Below are 18,649 nucleotides of genomic sequence, written 5' to 3' on the forward strand. Positions count from 1 at the left end.
GTCAGAGACGATCGATCGAAGTCGGTTCGACGAGTTCACGACTCTCGGCCACGACGTGGTGCGCAGGGCGTTCCTCCCGCTCGGGGTGATACCGCGCCAGTGCGAACACCCCGGCACAGGCAATGACCGCGCACACTGCTTCACCGGCCGCCGTCCACGTGCCGACCTGGTCGGCTTCCCCCAGCAAGCCGATGCCGAGGCCCACCGCCACCAGCGGGTCGATCACGGTCAGACATGCCACCACCAGATCCGGTGGTCCGCTGGCATAGCCGTGCTGCAGCATCCACCCGCCGATCAGCAGTGCCGCAGCGATACCGACGAGCGGACGCATGTCGATCCCCGCGAGTTCCCACGACGTGACCTGCTGCGAGACCGCTCGCATCAACAGGGAGACGAGTCCGTAGGCGACCGCACATCCGGCAACATAGGCCACACAGCGGACCCTGCCCCTGTTCAGGACCGCGATGGTTCCCAGCACCAGGACCACCCCGGCGACCAGCCGGATGGCCGTGGTCGCCGCCTCGTCCGGGACCGGAGTCGCCTGCGCGCTTCCGGCGGCGAGAAACACGAAGGACGCGACACCGCACGTGCAGGCCGCCACGGCGAGCACCGCCGAGCGGTGGATCTCACGGACACGCATTCCCTGCTCACGCACGCTGAGCAGCACGGTGATGGGCAGCGCCAGCACGCCGACCGGCTGCACCACACTCAGCGGGGCCAACCCGAGCGCCAGTGCGTGCAACAGTGCCCCGCCGACCAGGCAGCTCAGCCCCAGTAACCAGCGGGGGGTACGGACGAGTTGCAGCTGTGACCGGATTCCGAAACCCTGGAGGCCGATGGTGGTGTGCACAGCACCGTGCTGCAGCCGTGCGCCGACAGCGCACCCGCAGGCGGCCAGTGCCGCAAGGGCTATCGCGAGCAGGATCATCGTGAACCACATCCACGAGGACATCCCGCTACCGGCGAGAGCATCCGCAGTCGTCTATCCACATCATCAATCTCGCGCATCCTGGCCTCGCCCCACATCCGGGGCCACACCCCCATTTTCCCTGAGGCTTTCTACGCACACGCCCCATCGTGTCTTCCGCCGGGCACCTCAGACCTCCGTGAGCACGGACCGAGCGGACGGTTCGGCTCACGAGACTGCCACATCACCCCGGTGACGCTGCGGCCCACGGTCACGACTCTAGAGCAACCGCGCTGAGAGATTGTCAGGGAACACGTCACCGACCCCGATGGGAAAGCGCACGCAGGCGAGCACGGCCCCGTGGCACCACTTCCCTCACCGGGGACTGAAATCGCAGGTCACCGCGCCGTCCGCGGTCCGCCCTCAACGCGGGATCGTCAGAACCTCTCCCACATAAATCAGGTCGGGGTCCGTGATTGCGTTCACGTCGGCGATGGTTCGCCAGTCCACCCCGAAGCGCGCCCCGATCCCCGAGAGAGTGTCGCCGGGCTGAACGACATAGGTTCCACCCGGTGGCGGAGGCGACGGTGGCGGGGGAACCATCCCTCCGGTGAGCACGGACAGCTCGACGAGCGCGACATCGAGATCCGTGTTGCCCGCGATGCCGGGGACCTGGCCCTCCGAGGAATACTGGTGCAGGACCACCCGATCGGTGAGGTATCCGGGCTTGCCCGGGTCACGGCCGTAGTGGGCCACCCACAGGGACACTCCGGAGTCGACCCAGCTGTCCGTGCCGAGCTTGGCGTCGAACCAGTATGTGGAGGAGTAGACCATCACCTCGTGGCGGCCCGTGTGCCCACGAATGGCGTTGATGAAGCCCTTCACCCAGCTCGCGAGGTCGGTGCCTTCGGTCTCGATGTCCAGGCACGGCGGGAGATCGCCCGGTGCACCGGAGTCGAGCCGGGCCAACTGCGCGGCGAAGTCCGCGGCGTCCTGCTGCGGCGTGTTCGTGTCCGGTCGCGCGAAGTGGTACAGGCCGGTGACCATTCCGGCCCTGCGAGCACCCGCCAGCTGAGAGTCCAACGTGGGACTCACGTAACCGACGCCCTCCGTGGCCTTGATGTAGGTGAACCGGTAGCCGGCATCGCGCACCGCCGACCAATCGGGTTCACCCTGGTAACGCGCCACATCGATACCCGGGATTCGCGTGGCCATCGCACACCTCTCGGATCGATTCGGGTCGTGCCGGGTACTCCGGGCTCGGATGCTCGGGGCTCGTGCAGGCGGTACTCGTGCAGGCGGTACTCGTGCAGGCGGTACTCGTGCAGGCGGTACTCGTGCAGACGGGCTCCGCGTGCTCCGGCACTGTTCAACATAGCGGAATCGGCGGCGAAAGCGGACCACCATCGGAGTTACATCGGATATCCCGCCATACGTCTTCACCGACGGGAGGATCGGTCGACGACGATCCCGCCGCAGCGGTGAGTAAGGAGGTGGCCATCGTGACCTCGCACGGATTGGACACCGTCAGCCGAATAGCGATACGGGCATCGGGAGTGCTGATGGTCGGCGTGCTCCTGGCAAGTTGTGGGCAGCAGGCGCAGCAGGCGGCCGGGCCCGCTCCCGCAGTGCAGGCGGGGCCCGCACCGTCCGTTCCTGCCCCCGCGTCATCGAGCGAGAGCACGGCGGGAACAGCACCACCTTCGCGATCCGCCGCGCACCCGCGGAAGCCGAGCACGCAGGCGAGCACTCCCACCACCGAGGCATCGCGGCAATCGACGACGGTCGAACGCTGCCACACCTCGATGCTCACCGGCAGTCTTCGGCAGGGACATCCGGCCGCCGGGCAGCGCTACGCGGAGCTGACTCTGCACAACGGCAGCGACCGGGTCTGCACCATCCACGGCTACCCGGGGCTGCAACTGGTCGACTCGAACGGACATCCCCTGGCCACCGACGTGCATCGGATCCCGCGGCAGGAGCCCGAACCGATCCGTCTGTCCTCGGGGGAATCCGTGTCGGCAACCCTGCACTGGGGTGTCGTGCCGACCGGAGAGGAACCGGTCAGCGGTCCCTGCGGACCCGAACCGGCAGGCATCGAAGTCATCCCGCCGGACGAGAGGGAGCCGCTGACCGTGGCCTGGACGCTCGGACCGGTCTGCGGAAACGGTTCCCTGGACACCACGGCACTGCACTGATTCCGACGCACATGAGAGGGGCTGACTGGGGGTATCCCCCGCAAACGGGCTTCTTCGGCACTGCACCGATTCCGACAGGCACGAGAAGGACTGAATGGGGGTGGGCTGAATGGGTAATCCCCGGGAAGAGGCTTTTTCAGCCGACGCGATTGAGGCGATATTCATGAAGGACGTCAGGCAGGCACAGGATTTGATCGGCAGCGATGTGTACGACCGCGACGGCGGCAAGGTCGGCCGTATCGGCAACGTCTACATGGATGACGACACTCGCCAGCCCGAGTGGGTGACCGTACGGACCGGCATGTTCGGGACGAAGGAGAGCTTCGTGCCGCTGTCCAGGGCCAGCGCCACGGATTCGGGCATCAACGTCGATGTCACCCGAGACCAGGTCAAGGACGCGCCGCGGATCGAAGCGGAGCAGGGCCACCTGTCCGAGCAGGAGGGCCAGGAGCTCTACAGCTACTACCAGATTCAGCCGACCTCCACCGGCAGGCACGCTTCCGGCGAGGAAGCGACCTCGCAGCAGGAAGGTGGCAGGCACGAGCGGGCCGAGACCACCGGGCAGCGTCGGTCGTCCCAACAGTCGGGGACATCGGCGGAGCCGGAGTCGATGACCCGTTCCGAGGAGCATCTCCGTGTCGGCAAGGAGAATGTCGAATCGGGCCGGGTGCGCCTGCGCAAGTACGTCACCACCGAGCAGGAGTCGGTGACGGTGCCCGTCAGCCACGAGGAGGTACGTGTCGAGCGGGAGCCGATCAGCGAGTCCGAACAGCAGCGGATGTCCGGCGGTGAGATCGGCGAATCCGAGGACGAGGTCGTCCTGCACGCGGAGCAGCCGGTGGTCGGCAAGGAATCCGTACCTGTGGAACGGGCGAAGTTGAACACGGAAGAGGTCACCGAGGAACAGACCGTCTCCGACGAGGTGCAGCGGGAGCAGTTCGACGTCGACGAGCAGAACGCACAGCGCCGCAGAGAGCAAGGCTCGTGAGCAGCCGACAGCGGTTCGTCGGTGCCTCGTGGCGTACACCGGCGAACCGCTGTGGCAACGCTGTGGCAACGTCGGCAGCATCGGCACCGGCGGCATCAGCGGCACCGCTCGCCCCGTGAATGTCCGTGCACTCCCGAGCGGGGTGCGGAGTGCCCGCACTGCGCAGCAGCTGATTGATCACCACCTGATTGCTCACTCGAACGAGTGAGTCATAACGCATGCCCGGTTGCGGGAGATCGCGTCCGCGTGCAGCGTCTTCGGCGCAGCGCCGCTGTACCGGAGACTCGTCACGGCGCCACCCTGCCGACGGACATGATCGAGGCGAGATACATGGACGACGCCACACGCGCACAGGAACTGATCGGCAACGACGTCTACGGCCGCGACGGCGACAAGCTCGGCCGTGTGGGGCACGTGTACGTGGACGATGCCACCCACCATCCGGAGTGGGTGACGGTCCGTACCGGCCTGTTCGGCATGAGGGAGAGCTTCGTCCCGCTCGCGGGCGCCTCGACCCACGAGCACCGGATCGACCTCGACGTATCCGGGGAGCGGGTCAAGGAGGCTCCCCGCGTGGAAGCCGAGCACGGCCACCTGTCCGAGCAGGAAGGCCGGGACCTCTACAGCTACTACGGCATCGAGCGGCCGACGACCGGGGCACCACAGCCGGTGTCCGCCCGACAACAGGCGGAAGGCCCCACGCCCGGCCGGAACCCGGCGGGCCGGGCCATCGAAGTGGTGGCGACGGAAACCGGCAGGCACCACCGCTCGGAGTCCGCTCCCGAGGACCGGCGGCTGATCCCTCGCCCCGACCGGACACAGCAGGGCAAGCACCGGAAGGAGCAGTGAAGTCCTCCCGGAAACCTCGGCTCTCTTCCGGACGCAGGGACGTGCGTCTCCCATTCCCCCATGGGCGAGAATGTCTCCGCCATGGCTGAAGAAACCGAGCTCGAACTGTTGATAACGGTCGTGGTCGCCGCAGCGGGCGATCATGCGGCGCGCGAGGCGTGCCGGGAACTGGTTCGACGGGTCGGCGGCCGAATCGTGGAATCCGGTGACTGCTCCGACGAGGAGCCCGGCTGCTGGTCGGTCACCCTCCTGTGCCGCGGCGGCGAAGCCGATCACCGGGTGAGTGCCGCGGCGCTCTCCCGCGCCGTCCGCAACTTCCTGCGAGAGCTCGGCCCCGGCTACGGCAACTCACGCGTCTCCTGCGAACCACCGACCGCCTGGACCGTGGTGGACAACCCCGAGCTGGTGGGCAAGCTGGTCGACGGGGGTGAGCGACTGCTGGTGGAGGCATGGCCGGGTGATTCCCCGCTCCCGATGTCCCCAGGACAACCGTCCCCACCGTCCGGCACCCGGATCTCGTCCGATCCGGCCCGCTCCGCCGATCCGGAGGCGATCGGTGACCCCGACGAGTCCATCCCGGCCGAGAGCGCCGAGCCTCGACTCGACGACCTCGACGAGAACGGCAGGCCACGTGTCCGGCTCGGCCTGGTGGTCGACGTGCTGAGCCAACGGCAGTCCGGTGCGGAGTGGCCCGCGAGGGCGTTGGCAAGCCGGGTGTCCCACACCATCACCGTCACCGGCAGCACCGAGCATCCCCCCGTGGTGCGCGTGGTCCTGGATCTCGGCCCGTTCGTGGGAACGGTGTCCGAGCTCGTGCCGTGGGCGGTCACCGAGTTCGGCGGCCGGGGATGGTCACCTCCACAGGCGCACGCGAGAGGCAGCGTGGCTCGCTGGTCGACCGCATCCGCTCCCCGGTCCGGGATCACGGCGATCGAGCTCTTCGCCTTCGAACCGGAATCCGGCACGACGGATCCCGCACGAGCCACAGCAGCCGTTGCCGCCACCGTGGCCTCAGCATCCGACATCCCCGGATAGAGACCGCACCCGGCCGTGCTCACACACGGCACACCCGTCGCGACGGTGAGCGTCGACCTGCCTGCGCGGGCTCCGGTGGCGGACGCTAACTTGTCGACCGATACAGCACCTGCTCCGGCAGATCCCATTCATCCCGTTGCGCACCATGGAGGACCCCGTACAGATGGCAGGCGTGGAAGAGGTTCGCGCAGGCATCGCCCTGGCGAACCAGAAGGCCTCGGAAGGCATCGCCGCACTGCAGCAGGCCACCCTGGCACTGGAGGAAGCCCAGCAGGCGCTGGCCACCGCGACCCAGGGCAGCAGCCAGGAAGAGATCCAACACGCCTACGGCATGCTCGCCGAGGCCACGCAGACCCTGAACGGGGTACAGGGCACGGTTCAGGCGAGCATCTCCTCCACCGAGGGCTACGCGGGACGGCTGTAGCACGGTGTCCGCGCTGGAAGAACTCCTGCAGGCACTGCAGCACGTCGACGATCAACTTGCTCGGGGACAGCAACACCTGGTGCACGCGCGGAGATCACTGCGGGAAGCCGAAGCGGCGCTGACCCGTATCGATCCCGATCATCCCGAGACCGTGGTCCCGCCGGGACTCCCTCGGTCGAAGGACCGGATCGAGGACACACTCACGAAGGTCGAGCACGTCACCGATGCGCTCCGGGACTTCGCCTCGCGGCTGTAGTCACCCTGGGGCAACTCGGTTCCTCGCGACGTCGACCCGACCCAGGCACGCCGAAGATGAGGATCTCGACACATCGCCCGCCGGATCGGCTGGAGAGTGGTACTTTGCTCACGGTCAGTAACGCCTGCACCGGGGTGGGATGTGCGTAACCGCAACGAGCGTCGCAGTGCCATCGAGGCAGCTTTCGAGCGTCTGAGCGCCCGCGTCGCCACCGCCCTCGGTGCGGCAGCGAACGAGAGCGCACGTGTCCGCGCCGAGCATGCTCGGCAGGAGTGCGCGCTGCGGATCGCCCAGCACGGCTCCTCGGCAGTGGAACGTGATCCGTCGCTGGTCGAGGACTCGGACACGCCCGCCTTCCGGGAGGCGCTCGACGAAGCGCTGCGCGAGCGCGCGAACGTCCACGCGCAGTGGGCGGACGGCCCCGCGCAGCTCGCCGATCTGGTCGCCGCGGAAGCGCCCGGTACCGCCTCGCTGCCGTGGCAGGACTGGCTCGGCCGAATCGGTACGGCCGAGGCCACCTCCCCCACACCGCAGCTGTGGCGTCTCGGCACCGCCGAGGTGCCGGAATCGCCGGATCCGCAGCCCTTCCCGGCTGCCGTGCCCTTCCTCGACGAGTCGCATCTGCGTGTCACGTCCACCGGGGCTTCCCAGGAGGGGCAACGGACCAGCCGGGAAACGGCGACCCGAGACGCCGCCGAATCCCTGGTGCAGAACCTGCTGCTGCGGGTGTTGAGCTACTACCAGCCGGGACTGGTGCGCATCCACGTCTGGGACGTGGCACGGCTGACCGGAACATTTCCGGGCCTGTACCCCCTGACGCGGGCCGACCTGCTCACCGCGCACGATCCGACACGGCTGGACGCGATGCTCGAGGAACTCTCCGAGCACATCCGCCGTATCCACACCAGCGCCTTGCTCGGCGGGCACACCTCACTGCGCTCGCTGGCGGACGAAACCGGTCACCGCAGTGAACCGTGGCGTATCGCGGTGCTCTTCGGCGACGGCGAGCCGCTCAAGGACGAGCAACAGCAACAGTTGCAGCGCATCGCCCGCAACGGGCCGGCCTGCGGGGTGCAGCTCCTCGTCGTGGACCTGCCGATGACGGTGAACAGTGCACTCGAATCGATCACGCTGCTCGCTCCGGAGCGGGCCCGTACCAGCATGACGGGCCCCCACGCGGTGATGCGCCCCGACGAGGTGCTTCCCCGGGAACGGGTGACCAGGGCGTGCTCGGCCATCGCCAACGAGTTCCTCGCCCGGCGCTCCCGCGTGCACACCTTCGACGATCTGCTGCCCGAGCAGCTCTGGGCGCATCACTCGACCTCCGGACTGCAAGCGCCGGTCGGCTTCCACGAGGGCGAGCAGGTCTGGATCACGCTGGGAGACGCGAGCCCGCACCTGCTGATCGGCGGTCCGAGCGGCTCGGGCAAGACGAACTTCCTGTACGGCATGCTGGGTAGCCTGGCCGCACGCTACAGCCCCGACGAGCTCGAGCTGTACCTGCTGGACTTCAAGGAGGGCGTGTCCTTCACCCAGTTCACGCCGGGGCGCCGCGATCCGAGCTGGCTGCCGCATGCCCAGCTCGTCGGGGTCAACGTGAACACCGACCGCGAGTTCGGTCTGGCCCTGTTGCGGTTCCTGTCCGAGGAGATGCGACGACGAGCCGATGCGGCGAAGGAACACGAAGTCACCAAGCTGGAGGAACTGCGCGCCGAGGACCCCCAGGGCCGGTGGCCCCGTATCGTGGCGGTGATCGACGAGTTCCAGTATCTGTTCGCCGAACGGGACGAGGTCTCCGCACAGGCCGCCACGCTTCTGGAAGACGTCGCGCGCCGAGGCCGCTCGCAGGGGATCCACCTGGTACTGGCCAGCCAGGACGTCTCCGGCATCGAGGCTTTCTGGGGCAAACCCGCGATCTTCGAGCAGTTCATCCTGCGTGTCGCACTACCCAAGGCGCGCCGGGTGCTGGTCGACACCAACCCGACCGCGCTCGAACTCCCCCGCTGGCATGCGGTCGTCAATCACGAGTCCGGGGTCAAGCACGGCAACGAGATCGCACGGATTCCGGATGCCACCGCAAAGAACAGCTTCGACGAGTTGCAGCAGTGCCTGTGGCAACGGCACCTGCGCGAGCAGGACACCGAACGCGCGACGCCGCCACGCCTGTTCGACGGATCGAACCTTCCCGTGCTGGGCACACTCGGCGAATTCCAGCGGTTGCGGGCAACTCCGACCACCACACCACCGCAGGTGCTGCTGGGACAGGTGATCGATGTGGACGGCACGGCGGCATCGGTACCGCTCACCCGCTCCCCGGGCCGCAACCTCGCCGTACTCGGTTCGGTACACCAGGACGCGACCAGTGTGCTGGGCACCGCGGCATTGTCCCTGGCACGGCAGCATTCTCCCGGAAGGATCGGGTTCACCGTGGCCGGCCTGGTGGAGGATTCCGACGAGGAGGCGCGCGCGCTGGTGGGTGCGCTACGGCGTTCGGGACACGAGGTCGAATGTCTCGGCCCGGGCGACCTCGAAACCGCACTGAACGATCTGGCGGATCTCGTCGACGAGCGCGCGGCGGCCGCTTTCGAGGGTACTCCGCCGGTACCGCACTGCCTGGTGCTCTACGCGGCGGACGCGGCACACACGCTCCTGGAACGCAAGAATCCGGAGACACGTGTGAGCGGCCAGGACCAGTTGCGCAAGATTCTCAAGCAGGGACCGGAGTCCCGTATTCACACCGTCGGGTGGTGGCGTAGCGCGCAGCGCCTGAAGAACGCCCTCGGCATGGGCCCGGTGGACGACATCGGTGCCTGGGTGGCCTTCGATGTCCACGGTCAGGAACTCACGTCCTTCGCCGCAGGCCAGGTCGTGAACTGGTCACCGCGAGCTCGCCGGGGGCTGTTCTTCGACCGTTCGATCCATTCGCGTCCCCAGGTCATCCTGCCGTTCGATCCGACGGGCATGGCGGATGAAGGCACGGTCGCAGGCGTGCCACAACCGCGCGACTCCGGTGACAGTGGCTCCCACGACGAGTTCCACGGCGACTCCCACGGCGACTCCCACGGCGAGCTCGATCGGTCCGAGCATGCAGGAGGAAACGGGTGAGCGAGGTCCCGCCCGGTGAACCGTACCGGGCAGTCGAGCGATACAAGGAGATCACCGCGATGGCCACCAGCGCGGTGGACCGCACGCACGAACTCGAGCGCAAGCGTGCCGCACGACTCGAGGACGCGACCACGGCCAGGCAGGAGCGCACCGCCGAGGCCGAGCAGCAGGAGGAGCAGGTCACCGAAGCTGTCCGGCTGCGGTGGAACGCCGCGATGGAGGCGCTGTGGGACGAGCGCTGGATGCGTGTCACCAGGATGCCCGCACCGGACCCTTCCGCTCCCGCGGCGACACCCGACGAGTCGATCCACTCGGTGCAGGCGGCCTACCTGGATCTCCACGAAGCCCTGGGCAAGTCCCGCTGGTCGGTGACGTCCTGGCTACCCAAGCCCCGCCGCCGTAGCCGCGGTGAGGAGTAGGCGGCTTTCCGATCGGTCCCGGTGGGGTTGAAGTTTTCCCCGACTTCAATCCCTCCGTCATGGCGAGTAAGCCAGGAGACCGACCAGTCGGTATCCTAATGTCGCACGATCGGAGTATCGTAGGTACAATTACGATACGCAATCGTTTCGTATTTGGAGATTCACGTGGCAGACAAGGCAGTACCCGAGCAGGCCCTGGAAGTCCGACTGGCATCCCGTCCGAATGGTTGGCCCACCAGGGAGAACTTCGACCTCGTCGAAGCCCCGGTCCCCGAACCCGGCGACGGACAGATCCTCGTGCGCAACAAGGTCATGAGCGTCGACCCCGCCATGCGTGGCCGGATGAACAACGCCAAGTCCTACGTACCACCGTTCGAGATCGACAAACCGCTGTCCGGCGGCGCGGTCGGTGAGGTCGTGGTCTCCAACTCCCGGCACTTCTCGGCCGGCCAGACCGTGCTGCACCAACTCGGATGGCGCGAGTACGCGACCGTCGGCGAGTCGCATGCCGTCGCGGTCGCGGAGGAGAACGCCCCGCTCGGTGCCTACCTCGGCGTGCTCGGCATGCCGGGGCTGACGGCCTACGTCGGACTGTTCGACATCGCGAGTTTCCAGCAGGGCGACACCGTGTTCGTTTCCGGCGCGGCCGGGGCCGTCGGTTCCGTCGTGGGACAACTGGCCAAGCTGCACGGGGCCACCCGAGTGATCGGCAGCGCGGGCTCGCCCGAGAAGGTTCGCTCCCTCACCGAGGATCTGGGCTTCGACGCCGCCTTCAACTACAAGGACGCCCCCGTGGCCGAGCAACTGAAGACTGCGGCCCCGGACGGGATCGACGTGTACTTCGACAACGTCGGCGGTGACCACCTCGAAGCAGCGATCGGCTCGCTCAACGAGTTCGGACGCATCGCCGCATGCGGGGCAGTATCGCAGTACAACGCGACGGAGCCGCAGCCGGGACCGCGCAACATGTTCCAGTTCGTCACCAAGCGGCTGAGCATGCGCGGGTTCATCGTGATCGACCACGCCGACCGGCGTGACCGGTTCTTCAGCGACGTCGGCCCCCTGGTCCGCGACGGCAAGCTCCGTTACGAGGAGACCACGGTAGAGGGGCTGCGCAACGCGCCGGATGCTTTCCTCGGCATGCTGCGAGGAGAGAACACCGGCAAGATGCTCGTCACCGTCTGAGAGCTGCACCCCGTGGGGTGAACGGAACTTTCGTCCCGCTGGAAGAGACGAGCAGTCCGCTCACTCCTCCTGCCACCGGTCGACCAGCTTGCCGGGATTGAGGATCCCCGTGGGATCCACCGCCTTCTTCGCCGCCGTCAGCACCTGGACGCCGACCGAGCCGATCTCGTCGGCGAGCCAGGGCTGATGGTCGGTGCCGACCGCGTGCTGATGGGTGAGCGTGCCGCGTCCCATCGCGCGGCCGGGCGTCCGTTCGACGATGGCATCGGTGGCCGCCTGCTTCGCCCGCTGCCACTGCCCGAGTGGATCCTGCTGGTCCCGCCCCGCGAGCACCGTGAAGTACAGCGACGCACCGGTCTCGTAGGCATGCGAGACGTGGCACATCACGATCGGAGTCCTTCCGTCGACCTCGAGGGTGCGGAGCAGCGCCGCCCGCACGGCCGAGCGCAGTTCACTCAGACCCGCCCAGTGCGTCGCCGTCTCCAGCGTCTCCACGCACACCCCGTGGTCCAGCAGCGTGTCCCGCTGTCGCGGACCGGAAAAACGATTCGCCCGCCAGGACTCGCCGACCTTGCCGCCGAGCCGAACCGGACGGAACCGGCGCAGGGCGCGCAGGGTCGCATCCCGCCGCTCATCGAGCTCGCGCCGACTCGCTGCCTCCCAGCCCAGCACCAGCATGCACGGTTCGTGCATCCGCCTGCCGCGCAGCAGCGTCCGCAGCGCCCGGGCCTTCATTCCACCGGAGAACTCGAACCCGACCTCGGTCTCGTCCGCATCGGACAAGCGCGTGACATCGGCGAGCGTGCGCGATTGTGCCAGCGTGCGCACGGCTTCCGCCCCGACCTGCCAGCCATCGAGCACCACAGCCTCGTACCGACTGTGCACCGGAGCCGGACGCACCCGCAGTGCCACTTCCGTGATCACGCCGAGTGCCCCCTCACCGCCGACCGCGAGCTGGCGCAGGTCCGGCCCGGCGGCCGAAGCCGGAGCCGTTCCGAGCCGCCACTCACCGACCGGTGTCGCCGCTCGCACGCCCTCGACCATGCCCTCGAAGCGCCCGTGCCCCGCGGAGGCCTGCCCGGCCGAACGAGTCGCCGCGAAACCACCGATGGTGGCCCGCTCGAAGGACTGCGGGAAGTGCCCGAGCGTAAAACCGTGGGCGGCCAGCAACGCCTCCGCGTCCGGAGCGCGCATCCCCCCTTGCAGGACGGCAACGTGCGAGACGGGGTCCACCGAGACGAGCCGGTTCAGTCGGGCGAGATCGAGGACGATGACGGCGACCTTGCCGCCACGCAGGGAGCTGACGCCGCCGACCACGGAAGTACCGCCGCCGAAGGGGACCACGGCGATGTCGTGCCGAGCGCACAGTTCCAGTACCCGCTGTACCTGCTCCGGGTCGGCAGGCAGCACCACGGCATCCGGCACGGCGACACCGTTTCCCCCGCGCCGCCGCATCAGGTCGCCGTAGGAAAGGCCCCCCGCGCGGCCGAGCCGCTGCCCGGTTTCGGTCAGCACGTGGTTCTCGCCCAACAGCGCCACGAGCTCGGAGGACACCACCTGCGGAAGCGCTGTCTCGGACACGTCGATCAGCGACGGCGGGACGGCGGGCGTGGGCGCTTCGCTCAGTCCGATGCGTTGGCGTAACCAGCGCATCGCGTGCGCGGAAAGGGGCGCGGCTCCGGCGCCCGACGGTGCCCAACTACCTCGCAGGGTGTGGTCGATCGAGTCGCTCACCAGTACAGTGTTACACATGACGTGCCAACGTCACACCGTCAGCCAACATCCGCCTCGGGAGCCCGGCGGTCCCGCGGTGAAGGCGGCGACGAACCGGGTCTCCGACGAGGTCCTGCTCCGGGCAGCTCGTGAGTGCGTGCTGGCCCACGGCGTGCGCCGCAGCACGCTGACCGAGATAGCCCGGCGCGCCGGGGTCAGCAGGATGACGCTCTACCGCCGCTTCCCCGACGTGCACAGCATGGTCGCGGCACTGATGACCGAGGAATTCTCCGGGACACTGCGACGTGCCCGCGCCGAGGAGGGCACGGGCACAGCCCGACAGCGTCTGGTCACCGTCACGATCCGCTGCGTGCGGTTATTGCAATCCGAACCGCTGCTGCGGCGCATTCTGGAAACCGATGCGGAGATGCTGGTTCCCTACCTGGTGGAACGACTGGGAAGCACCCAACTGGCCGCCGAACGTTTCGCCCGCGAGTACCTGCGCGAAGGCCACACCGACGGTTCGATCCGCCGCAGCGACCCCGACACTCAGGCCAGGACATTGCTACTGATCACGCAGCCCTTCGTGATCTCCGCGGCTCCGGCATCCACCGGCATCGATCCGCAAGAGCTGACCACCGAGCTCACCCGACTGCTCGACGCCACCCTCCGACCCGCCGAGTCCGCCGCCGAAGCCACTGCCGAGGAGGCGCGATGACCACCACACCGCTGCCCGCCGGATCCCTGCGTGCCACCTCGCTCAACGCCGCCCGGCGCGACCAGGAGCTCTCCGAGGTGGGCAACGGCGGACACGTGGACATGCTGATCGTGGGCGGCGGGGTCACCGGCACCGGAGTGGCCCTCGACGCGGCGGCGCGCGGATTGTCGGTCGCGCTGGTCGAGGCAGCGGATCTCGCCTGGGGCACCTCGCGCTGGTCCAGCAAGCTCGTGCACGGCGGACTGCGCTGCCTCGCGCACGGCGAACTCGGTTCGGCCAGGGAGAACGCCGTTGAACGCGGGGTACTGATGACCCGAACGGCACCGCACCTGGTGCGAACCCTGCCCCAACTCATACCCCTGCACAGCGGAATATCGCGCCGCTCCGAACTGGTGCTGTCCGGTGGCCTGCACACGGACGACGCACTCCGTCGCAGCGCTCGAACCCCCTCCTCGGTGCTGCCACCCCCGCACCGGGTGCCGGAGGCCGAGGCCAGGGCGCTCGTGCCCGGACTACGCTTGGACGGTCTTCGGGGTGGGCTGCTGAGTTTCGACGGTCAACTCGTCGATGACGCTCGCCTGGTCGTGGCTCTCGCGCGCACGGCGGCGGGATTCGGCGCCCGCATCCTCACCCGGGTACGCGCGCGGGCCCTCGACCACACCGGTGCCGAGGTGGTCGACCAGCGCAGCGGCGAATCGCTGCGTATCCACGCACGGTCGGTGGTCAACGCGGCCGGGGTGTGGGCGGGCGAACTCGCCCCGGACATCCGGCTGCGGCCGACACGTGGTTCCCACCTCGTACTCGATGCGGATGCGGCCGGACTCGCCGGAACCGCCGTCGTTTCCCCGCTTCCGGGGCAATCCGGGCGGTTCCTGCTCTGCCTGCCTCAGCCCGACGGCCATGCCTACCTGGGGGTGACCGACGAGCCCGTCGACGGACCGGTGCCCTCGGTGCCCGAGGTTCCGGAGTCCGATGTGGACTTCCTGTTGAGCGCCGGGAGCGAGGCTCTCGGGCATCCCCTGCGCAGGGAGCACGTGCTGGGATCCTTTGTCGGACTACGGCCCCTGCTGGGGACGGCGCCCGGATCGGGCGGCGCACTCGGTGGCTTCTCCCTCGGGGGACGCCTGCGCCGCGACCGGGAATCGGCCGATCCGTCTCGCAGGCATGCCGTCCTGACCTCCTCCGAGGGAGTGGTCACCGTGGTCGGTGGGAAGCTGACCACCTACCGGAGGATGGCCGCCGACACCGTCGACACGGCAATCCGCACCGCGGGGTTGCCCGCCGGACCGTCCCGGACCACCGCCGTACCGCTGGTCGGCGCCACCGAACGCGCACGGCTGGACAGCATCGAGGCCAGTCCTCGATTGATCTCGCGCTACGGCACCGAAGCCGTCCGGATCACCGCCCTCGCCGAGTTCGATTCCGATCTCGGCGAACGAGTCGTGCCCGCACTGCCGCTCACGGCGGCCGAGGTGCTGTGGGCCGTACGGCACGAGGGGGTTCTCGACACCGACGACGTCCTCGACCGGCGCACCCGCATCGGCCTGACCGCAGCCGAGCGTACGGCCGCCTACCCGGCCGTCGCCGAACTCGTCGCGCGAGCACTGCACGGTGTCCACGCCTGACGAATACCGAACGATCTTCACGAATTCTGCCGATTGCCGGACGCACGAGGGCACCGTCCGGCAGGGTGATCACCATGCCACCGATCACTTCGATGGAAATACTTGCCATTATGTTGGGTTTTTGCAATAGTCTGATGTGTGAGTCCAGTACGACGCGGTAGTGACCTGCCGATCCACAACCGTCTGCAAGTCCTGCGGGCCGAACGTGGGTTGACCAGGGTCCAGCTCGCCGAGGCAGTCGAGGTGAACCCGCAGACCATCGGTGCGCTGGAGCGCGGGGACCACTACCCGAGCCTGGACCTGGCGTTCCGGCTCTGCGACGTCTTCGGGCTGCCCGTGGAGGCGGTGTTCAGCCGCGAACCATTCACACCGCTGTCGAGCCGGGTCTATCACCAGGGGGAACGGACATGAGCAGGCTCGCGGAGCAACTGCGCCAGGCGCGGAACGCGGCGCGGCACCGAGAAAGACGCCGTCGGCAACTGATGGGCCGGGCACTACCGAACTGGCGGGTCCGGTCGCGGCGCCGCGTGCTGGCACTGCTGTGGCTGTTCGGTCCGCTCTCGCTGATCACGATGACTCTGGCGCTGGAATGGGGAAACCCGGTACTGCCCTGGATCTACACCCCGATCCTGGTCTCCTGGTTCCCACTGGGGATGATCCTGCGCGTCCTGACAGCGGCGAGCATCGACTCGTCCGACTCCGTCCTCGACGAACGCGAACGGCAGGTCCGCGACAGCCTCACCCGTGTCGCCTTCACGGTGCTGCTGGTCTGCAACTTCCTGCTCGTCGTCTACCTGGGACAACCCGATCCCGGCCCCCTGCTGGTAAGCAAAGCCACGGTCCTGCTCATCTGCTCCATCCTGCTGTCCACGTCGGTGCCGACGGCACTGCTCGCGTGGCGGATGCCGGACGACGATCCGGAAGACTTCGACGAAACCGTCCCCGGCGCACCCACGACCGGGGCCAACGGAGAAGGAGAACGAAATGCCTGAGGGGGTACTGGAGATCGACCGGGTCTCCAAAAGATACGGGAATGTCGTGGCACTGGAGGACATGGCGTTCGCGGTGCGTGCGGGCGAGATGTTCGGCTTCGTCGGCAGCAACGGTGCGGGCAAGACCACCACGATGCGTATCGCACTCGGGGTGCTGGCCGCCGATTCCGGCGAGGTGCGCTGGAACGGCACACCGCTGGATCTGCGCACCCGGCGCCGCATCGGATACATGCCCGAGGAGCGTGGCCTGTATCCGAAGATGAAGGCCGCCGACCAGCTCGCCTACCTCGGTGAGCTGCACGGGATGTCGACACGCGACGCCCGCAGGGGCGCCGAGCGGTGGACCGAACGGCTCGGGCTGTCCGAACGCCGCAACGACGAGGTGCAAAAGCTCAGCCTCGGCAACCAGCAGCGCGTGCAACTGGCCGCCGCGCTGATTCACGAGCCCGACGTGCTCATCCTCGACGAACCGTTCTCCGGCCTGGATCCGGTCGCCGTCGACGTGATGAGCCAGGTACTGCGGGAGATGTGCGATTCCGGGGTGCCGGTGGTGTTCTCCAGCCACCAGCTCGAGCTCGTGCAACGCCTGTGCGATCGGATCGGCATCGTGCGCCGCGGGCGGATGGTGGCCGCGGGAACCGTCGACGAGTTGCGCGACAGCGGCACGGCCACGCTGGTGGTCGACGCCCCCGAGGCGCCCGCGGGATGGGCCGAAGGCCTTCCCGGGGTCCACGTGCTCGGCACCGAGTCCGGGCGCACCACCCTGGAACTGGCCGAAGGCACCGACGACCAGGCCGTCCTCGGCGCGGCTCTGGCCACCGGCCCGGTCCACGAGTTCAGCAGGAGACGCCCCGAGCTGACCGAACTGTTCCGCAACGTCGTCACCGAGGAGAGCGCCGCATGACCGCCCCCGGCAGGACCAGCACCCACCAACAGGGCAGCAACCGGGCCAGCCCCCATCCGCAGGGCACCGGTCAGCAGGGCACCGGTCAGCAGGGCACGGGCGGAACGGGCTCCGCGCGAACCGTGTGGCTGGTGGCCCGCCGTGAACTCGACACCCGGGTGCGTACGCGCTCGTTCGTTCTCGGCACCCTGGTCATGATTCTGCTCATCGCTGCTTATCCGGCGCTGATGTTCTTCATCGGCCAGAACGCGAGCGCGACCACCGTGGGATTCACCGGCCGGGCCGCCGCGGTGATCCAGCCGACGGAAATCACGGCGGAGTCGATGGGCGAATCCGTCGAGGGCCGCGAGATCACCGACGTGGCGGACGGCAAGCAACAGGTCCGTGCGGGCGAACTCGATGCGCTGGTCACCGGCACGCCGGGGGCACTGAAGCTCATCGTCGAGGACCGGCCCGACGCAGGACTCCGGGCAGTCCTGGATGCCGTGGCCGGGCAGCAGGCGCTCAACACCGAACTCTCCCGGGCCGGGCTGGACCCGGCCGAGGTCAACGCCGCGGTGGCCTCCGCCAAGGTGGCGGTGACCAGTCTGGAACCCGCCGATCCGCAGCAGGGCCAGCGGCTCGCGCTCGCAATGGCGGCGGCCTTCCTGCTCTACTTCATGCTGATCGGATCCAGCCAGATGGTGGCCCAGGGGGTGGTCGAGGAGAAGTCCAGCCGCGTGGTCGAAATTCTGCTCTCGACCATCCGGCCGAGCCAGCTACTCGCGGGCAAGGTGCTCGGTATCGGCCTGACCGGGCTGCTGCAGTTCCTCGTCATCGGTGTCGTCGGAGTGGTCGCGACCACCACGACCGGGCTGATGACCCTGCCCTCGACCGCGTCGGCCGGAACCCTGGTATGGGCTCTGGTCTGGTTCCTGCTCGGATTCTTCTTCTACGCCACGATCATGGCGGCAGGCGCTTCCCTGGTCTCCCGCCAGGAAGACCTGCAAGGGGTCGTGATGCCGATCATCATGCTGCTGATCGTTCCGTTCGTCGTCGGCATCTCGATTCTGCCGAACGACCCGGAAAGCTCGCTCGGTACGGCGTTGTCATTGGTGCCCGGCTTCTCGCCGGTGCTCATGCCGATGCGAATCGCACTCGGCGTGGCCGCACCGTGGGAGATCGCGGTCTCGATCGTCCTGTCCGTGCTCGCCACCGCCGCGTTGCTGTGGCTCGGTGGCCGGATCTACTCCAACGCCGTACTGCGCACCGGTGCCCGCGTCAAGCTCTCCGAGGCACTGCGGGCGGCCTGAGACGGTCGTGTGTGGGGGGGGTGGTCAATTTCTCGCGAA

Annotated in this window: 18 protein-coding genes; 15 read left to right on the forward strand and 3 right to left on the reverse strand. The window is 68.2% G+C overall.

The genetic code is table 11. The annotated features are described in order from the left end of the window. Position 1: 1 nt before the first annotated feature. Positions 2–952: a hypothetical protein gene (locus JOF55_RS08105; RefSeq protein ID WP_310271968.1), complete on the reverse strand. Its 951-nt coding sequence runs from the start codon at positions 950–952 to the stop codon at positions 2–4. Positions 953–1,330: 378 nt separating this feature from the next. Continuing rightward, positions 1,331–2,122, reverse strand: coding sequence for a GH25 family lysozyme (locus JOF55_RS08110; protein WP_310271971.1), 792 nt, complete (start codon positions 2,120–2,122; stop codon positions 1,331–1,333). 287 nt (positions 2,123–2,409) lie between these two features. Here JOF55_RS08110 and JOF55_RS08115 point away from each other — a divergent pair, with 287 nt between their 5' ends. The 9 genes from JOF55_RS08115 (at position 2,410) to JOF55_RS08155 (ending at position 11,366) form a co-directional block, all read left to right on the forward strand. Next, positions 2,410–3,105: a DUF4232 domain-containing protein gene (locus JOF55_RS08115; protein ID WP_310271974.1), complete on the forward strand. Its 696-nt coding sequence runs from the start codon at positions 2,410–2,412 to the stop codon at positions 3,103–3,105. Positions 3,106–3,268: 163 nt separating this feature from the next. Further along, positions 3,269–4,093, forward strand: coding sequence for a DUF2382 domain-containing protein (locus JOF55_RS08120; RefSeq protein ID WP_310271977.1), 825 nt, complete (start codon positions 3,269–3,271; stop codon positions 4,091–4,093). A gap of 312 nt (positions 4,094–4,405) precedes the next feature. Then, complete coding sequence (locus JOF55_RS08125; RefSeq protein WP_310271981.1) at positions 4,406–4,942, forward strand: PRC-barrel domain-containing protein; 537 nt, start codon at positions 4,406–4,408, stop codon at positions 4,940–4,942. An 81-nt stretch (positions 4,943–5,023) separates the two neighbouring features. Next, on the forward strand, positions 5,024–5,977 hold the full coding sequence (locus JOF55_RS08130; protein ID WP_310271984.1) for a hypothetical protein: 954 nt from the start codon (positions 5,024–5,026) through the stop codon (positions 5,975–5,977). A gap of 163 nt (positions 5,978–6,140) precedes the next feature. Beyond that, the gene (locus JOF55_RS08135) at positions 6,141–6,401 is read left to right on the forward strand and encodes a hypothetical protein (RefSeq protein WP_374727423.1); all 261 of its coding nucleotides are present in this window, start codon (positions 6,141–6,143) and stop codon (positions 6,399–6,401) included. Positions 6,402–6,405: 4 nt separating this feature from the next. Next, positions 6,406–6,657 (forward strand): hypothetical protein, encoded by a 252-nt coding sequence (locus tag JOF55_RS08140; protein ID WP_310271989.1) that lies wholly within the window; start codon positions 6,406–6,408, stop codon positions 6,655–6,657. A 141-nt stretch (positions 6,658–6,798) separates the two neighbouring features. Continuing rightward, complete coding sequence (locus JOF55_RS08145) at positions 6,799–9,762, forward strand: FtsK/SpoIIIE domain-containing protein (protein WP_310271992.1); 2,964 nt, start codon at positions 6,799–6,801, stop codon at positions 9,760–9,762. Then, on the forward strand, positions 9,759–10,181 hold the full coding sequence (locus tag JOF55_RS08150) for a hypothetical protein (protein ID WP_310271996.1): 423 nt from the start codon (positions 9,759–9,761) through the stop codon (positions 10,179–10,181). The genes JOF55_RS08145 and JOF55_RS08150 overlap by 4 nt, the downstream gene beginning before the upstream one ends. A 165-nt stretch (positions 10,182–10,346) precedes the next feature. Continuing rightward, positions 10,347–11,366, forward strand: coding sequence for an NADP-dependent oxidoreductase (locus JOF55_RS08155; protein WP_310271999.1), 1,020 nt, complete (start codon positions 10,347–10,349; stop codon positions 11,364–11,366). Between the two features lie 60 nt (positions 11,367–11,426). Here JOF55_RS08155 and JOF55_RS08160 read toward each other — a convergent pair whose 3' ends face one another. Continuing rightward, positions 11,427–13,100 carry an FAD-binding oxidoreductase gene (locus JOF55_RS08160; protein WP_310272001.1) on the reverse strand — a complete coding sequence of 558 codons (1,674 nt, stop codon included), beginning with the start codon at positions 13,098–13,100 and terminating at the stop codon, positions 11,427–11,429. 16 nt (positions 13,101–13,116) lie between these two features. Between JOF55_RS08160 and JOF55_RS08165 the strand changes: the two genes are divergently transcribed. From JOF55_RS08165 to JOF55_RS08190, 6 genes are all read left to right on the forward strand, one after another. After that, positions 13,117–13,797 carry a TetR/AcrR family transcriptional regulator gene (locus JOF55_RS08165; protein WP_310272004.1) on the forward strand — a complete coding sequence of 227 codons (681 nt, stop codon included), beginning with the start codon at positions 13,117–13,119 and terminating at the stop codon, positions 13,795–13,797. Continuing rightward, positions 13,794–15,422 (forward strand): glycerol-3-phosphate dehydrogenase/oxidase, encoded by a 1,629-nt coding sequence (locus tag JOF55_RS08170; protein WP_310272007.1) that lies wholly within the window; start codon positions 13,794–13,796, stop codon positions 15,420–15,422. Before JOF55_RS08165 ends, JOF55_RS08170 begins: the two co-directional genes overlap by 4 nt. A gap of 138 nt (positions 15,423–15,560) precedes the next feature. Continuing rightward, positions 15,561–15,833, forward strand: a complete 273-nt coding sequence (locus JOF55_RS08175; protein WP_310272010.1) for a helix-turn-helix transcriptional regulator — start codon at positions 15,561–15,563, stop codon at positions 15,831–15,833. Then, positions 15,830–16,414, forward strand: a complete 585-nt coding sequence (locus JOF55_RS08180) for a hypothetical protein (protein ID WP_310272013.1) — start codon at positions 15,830–15,832, stop codon at positions 16,412–16,414. Before JOF55_RS08175 ends, JOF55_RS08180 begins: the two co-directional genes overlap by 4 nt. After that, positions 16,407–17,318 carry an ABC transporter ATP-binding protein gene (locus JOF55_RS08185; protein WP_310272014.1) on the forward strand — a complete coding sequence of 304 codons (912 nt, stop codon included), beginning with the start codon at positions 16,407–16,409 and terminating at the stop codon, positions 17,316–17,318. The genes JOF55_RS08180 and JOF55_RS08185 overlap by 8 nt, the downstream gene beginning before the upstream one ends. Then, positions 17,315–18,610, forward strand: a complete 1,296-nt coding sequence (locus JOF55_RS08190; protein WP_310272017.1) for an ABC transporter permease — start codon at positions 17,315–17,317, stop codon at positions 18,608–18,610. The genes JOF55_RS08185 and JOF55_RS08190 overlap by 4 nt, the downstream gene beginning before the upstream one ends. Positions 18,611–18,649: the final 39 nt, after the last annotated feature.

The organism is Haloactinomyces albus, assembly GCF_031458135.1.
Classification (GTDB): domain Bacteria; phylum Actinomycetota; class Actinomycetes; order Mycobacteriales; family Pseudonocardiaceae; genus Haloactinomyces; species Haloactinomyces albus.

Coding starts and splice junctions, on each gene's coding strand:
- JOF55_RS08180 (WP_310272013.1), top strand. CDS start 15,830: ATGAGCAGGCTCGCGGAGCAACTGCGCCAGGCGCGGAACGCGGCGCGG.
- JOF55_RS08190 (WP_310272017.1), top strand. CDS start 17,315: ATGACCGCCCCCGGCAGGACCAGCACCCACCAACAGGGCAGCAACCGG.
- JOF55_RS08130 (WP_310271984.1), top strand. CDS start 5,024: ATGGCTGAAGAAACCGAGCTCGAACTGTTGATAACGGTCGTGGTCGCC.
- JOF55_RS08120 (WP_310271977.1), top strand. CDS start 3,269: ATGAAGGACGTCAGGCAGGCACAGGATTTGATCGGCAGCGATGTGTAC.
- JOF55_RS08165 (WP_310272004.1), top strand. CDS start 13,117: ATGACGTGCCAACGTCACACCGTCAGCCAACATCCGCCTCGGGAGCCC.
- JOF55_RS08125 (WP_310271981.1), top strand. CDS start 4,406: ATGATCGAGGCGAGATACATGGACGACGCCACACGCGCACAGGAACTG.
- JOF55_RS08185 (WP_310272014.1), top strand. CDS start 16,407: ATGCCTGAGGGGGTACTGGAGATCGACCGGGTCTCCAAAAGATACGGG.
- JOF55_RS08110 (WP_310271971.1), bottom strand. CDS start 2,122: ATGGCCACGCGAATCCCGGGTATCGATGTGGCGCGTTACCAGGGTGAA.
- JOF55_RS08135 (WP_374727423.1), top strand. CDS start 6,141: ATGGCAGGCGTGGAAGAGGTTCGCGCAGGCATCGCCCTGGCGAACCAG.
- JOF55_RS08105 (WP_310271968.1), bottom strand. CDS start 952: ATGTCCTCGTGGATGTGGTTCACGATGATCCTGCTCGCGATAGCCCTT.
- JOF55_RS08170 (WP_310272007.1), top strand. CDS start 13,794: ATGACCACCACACCGCTGCCCGCCGGATCCCTGCGTGCCACCTCGCTC.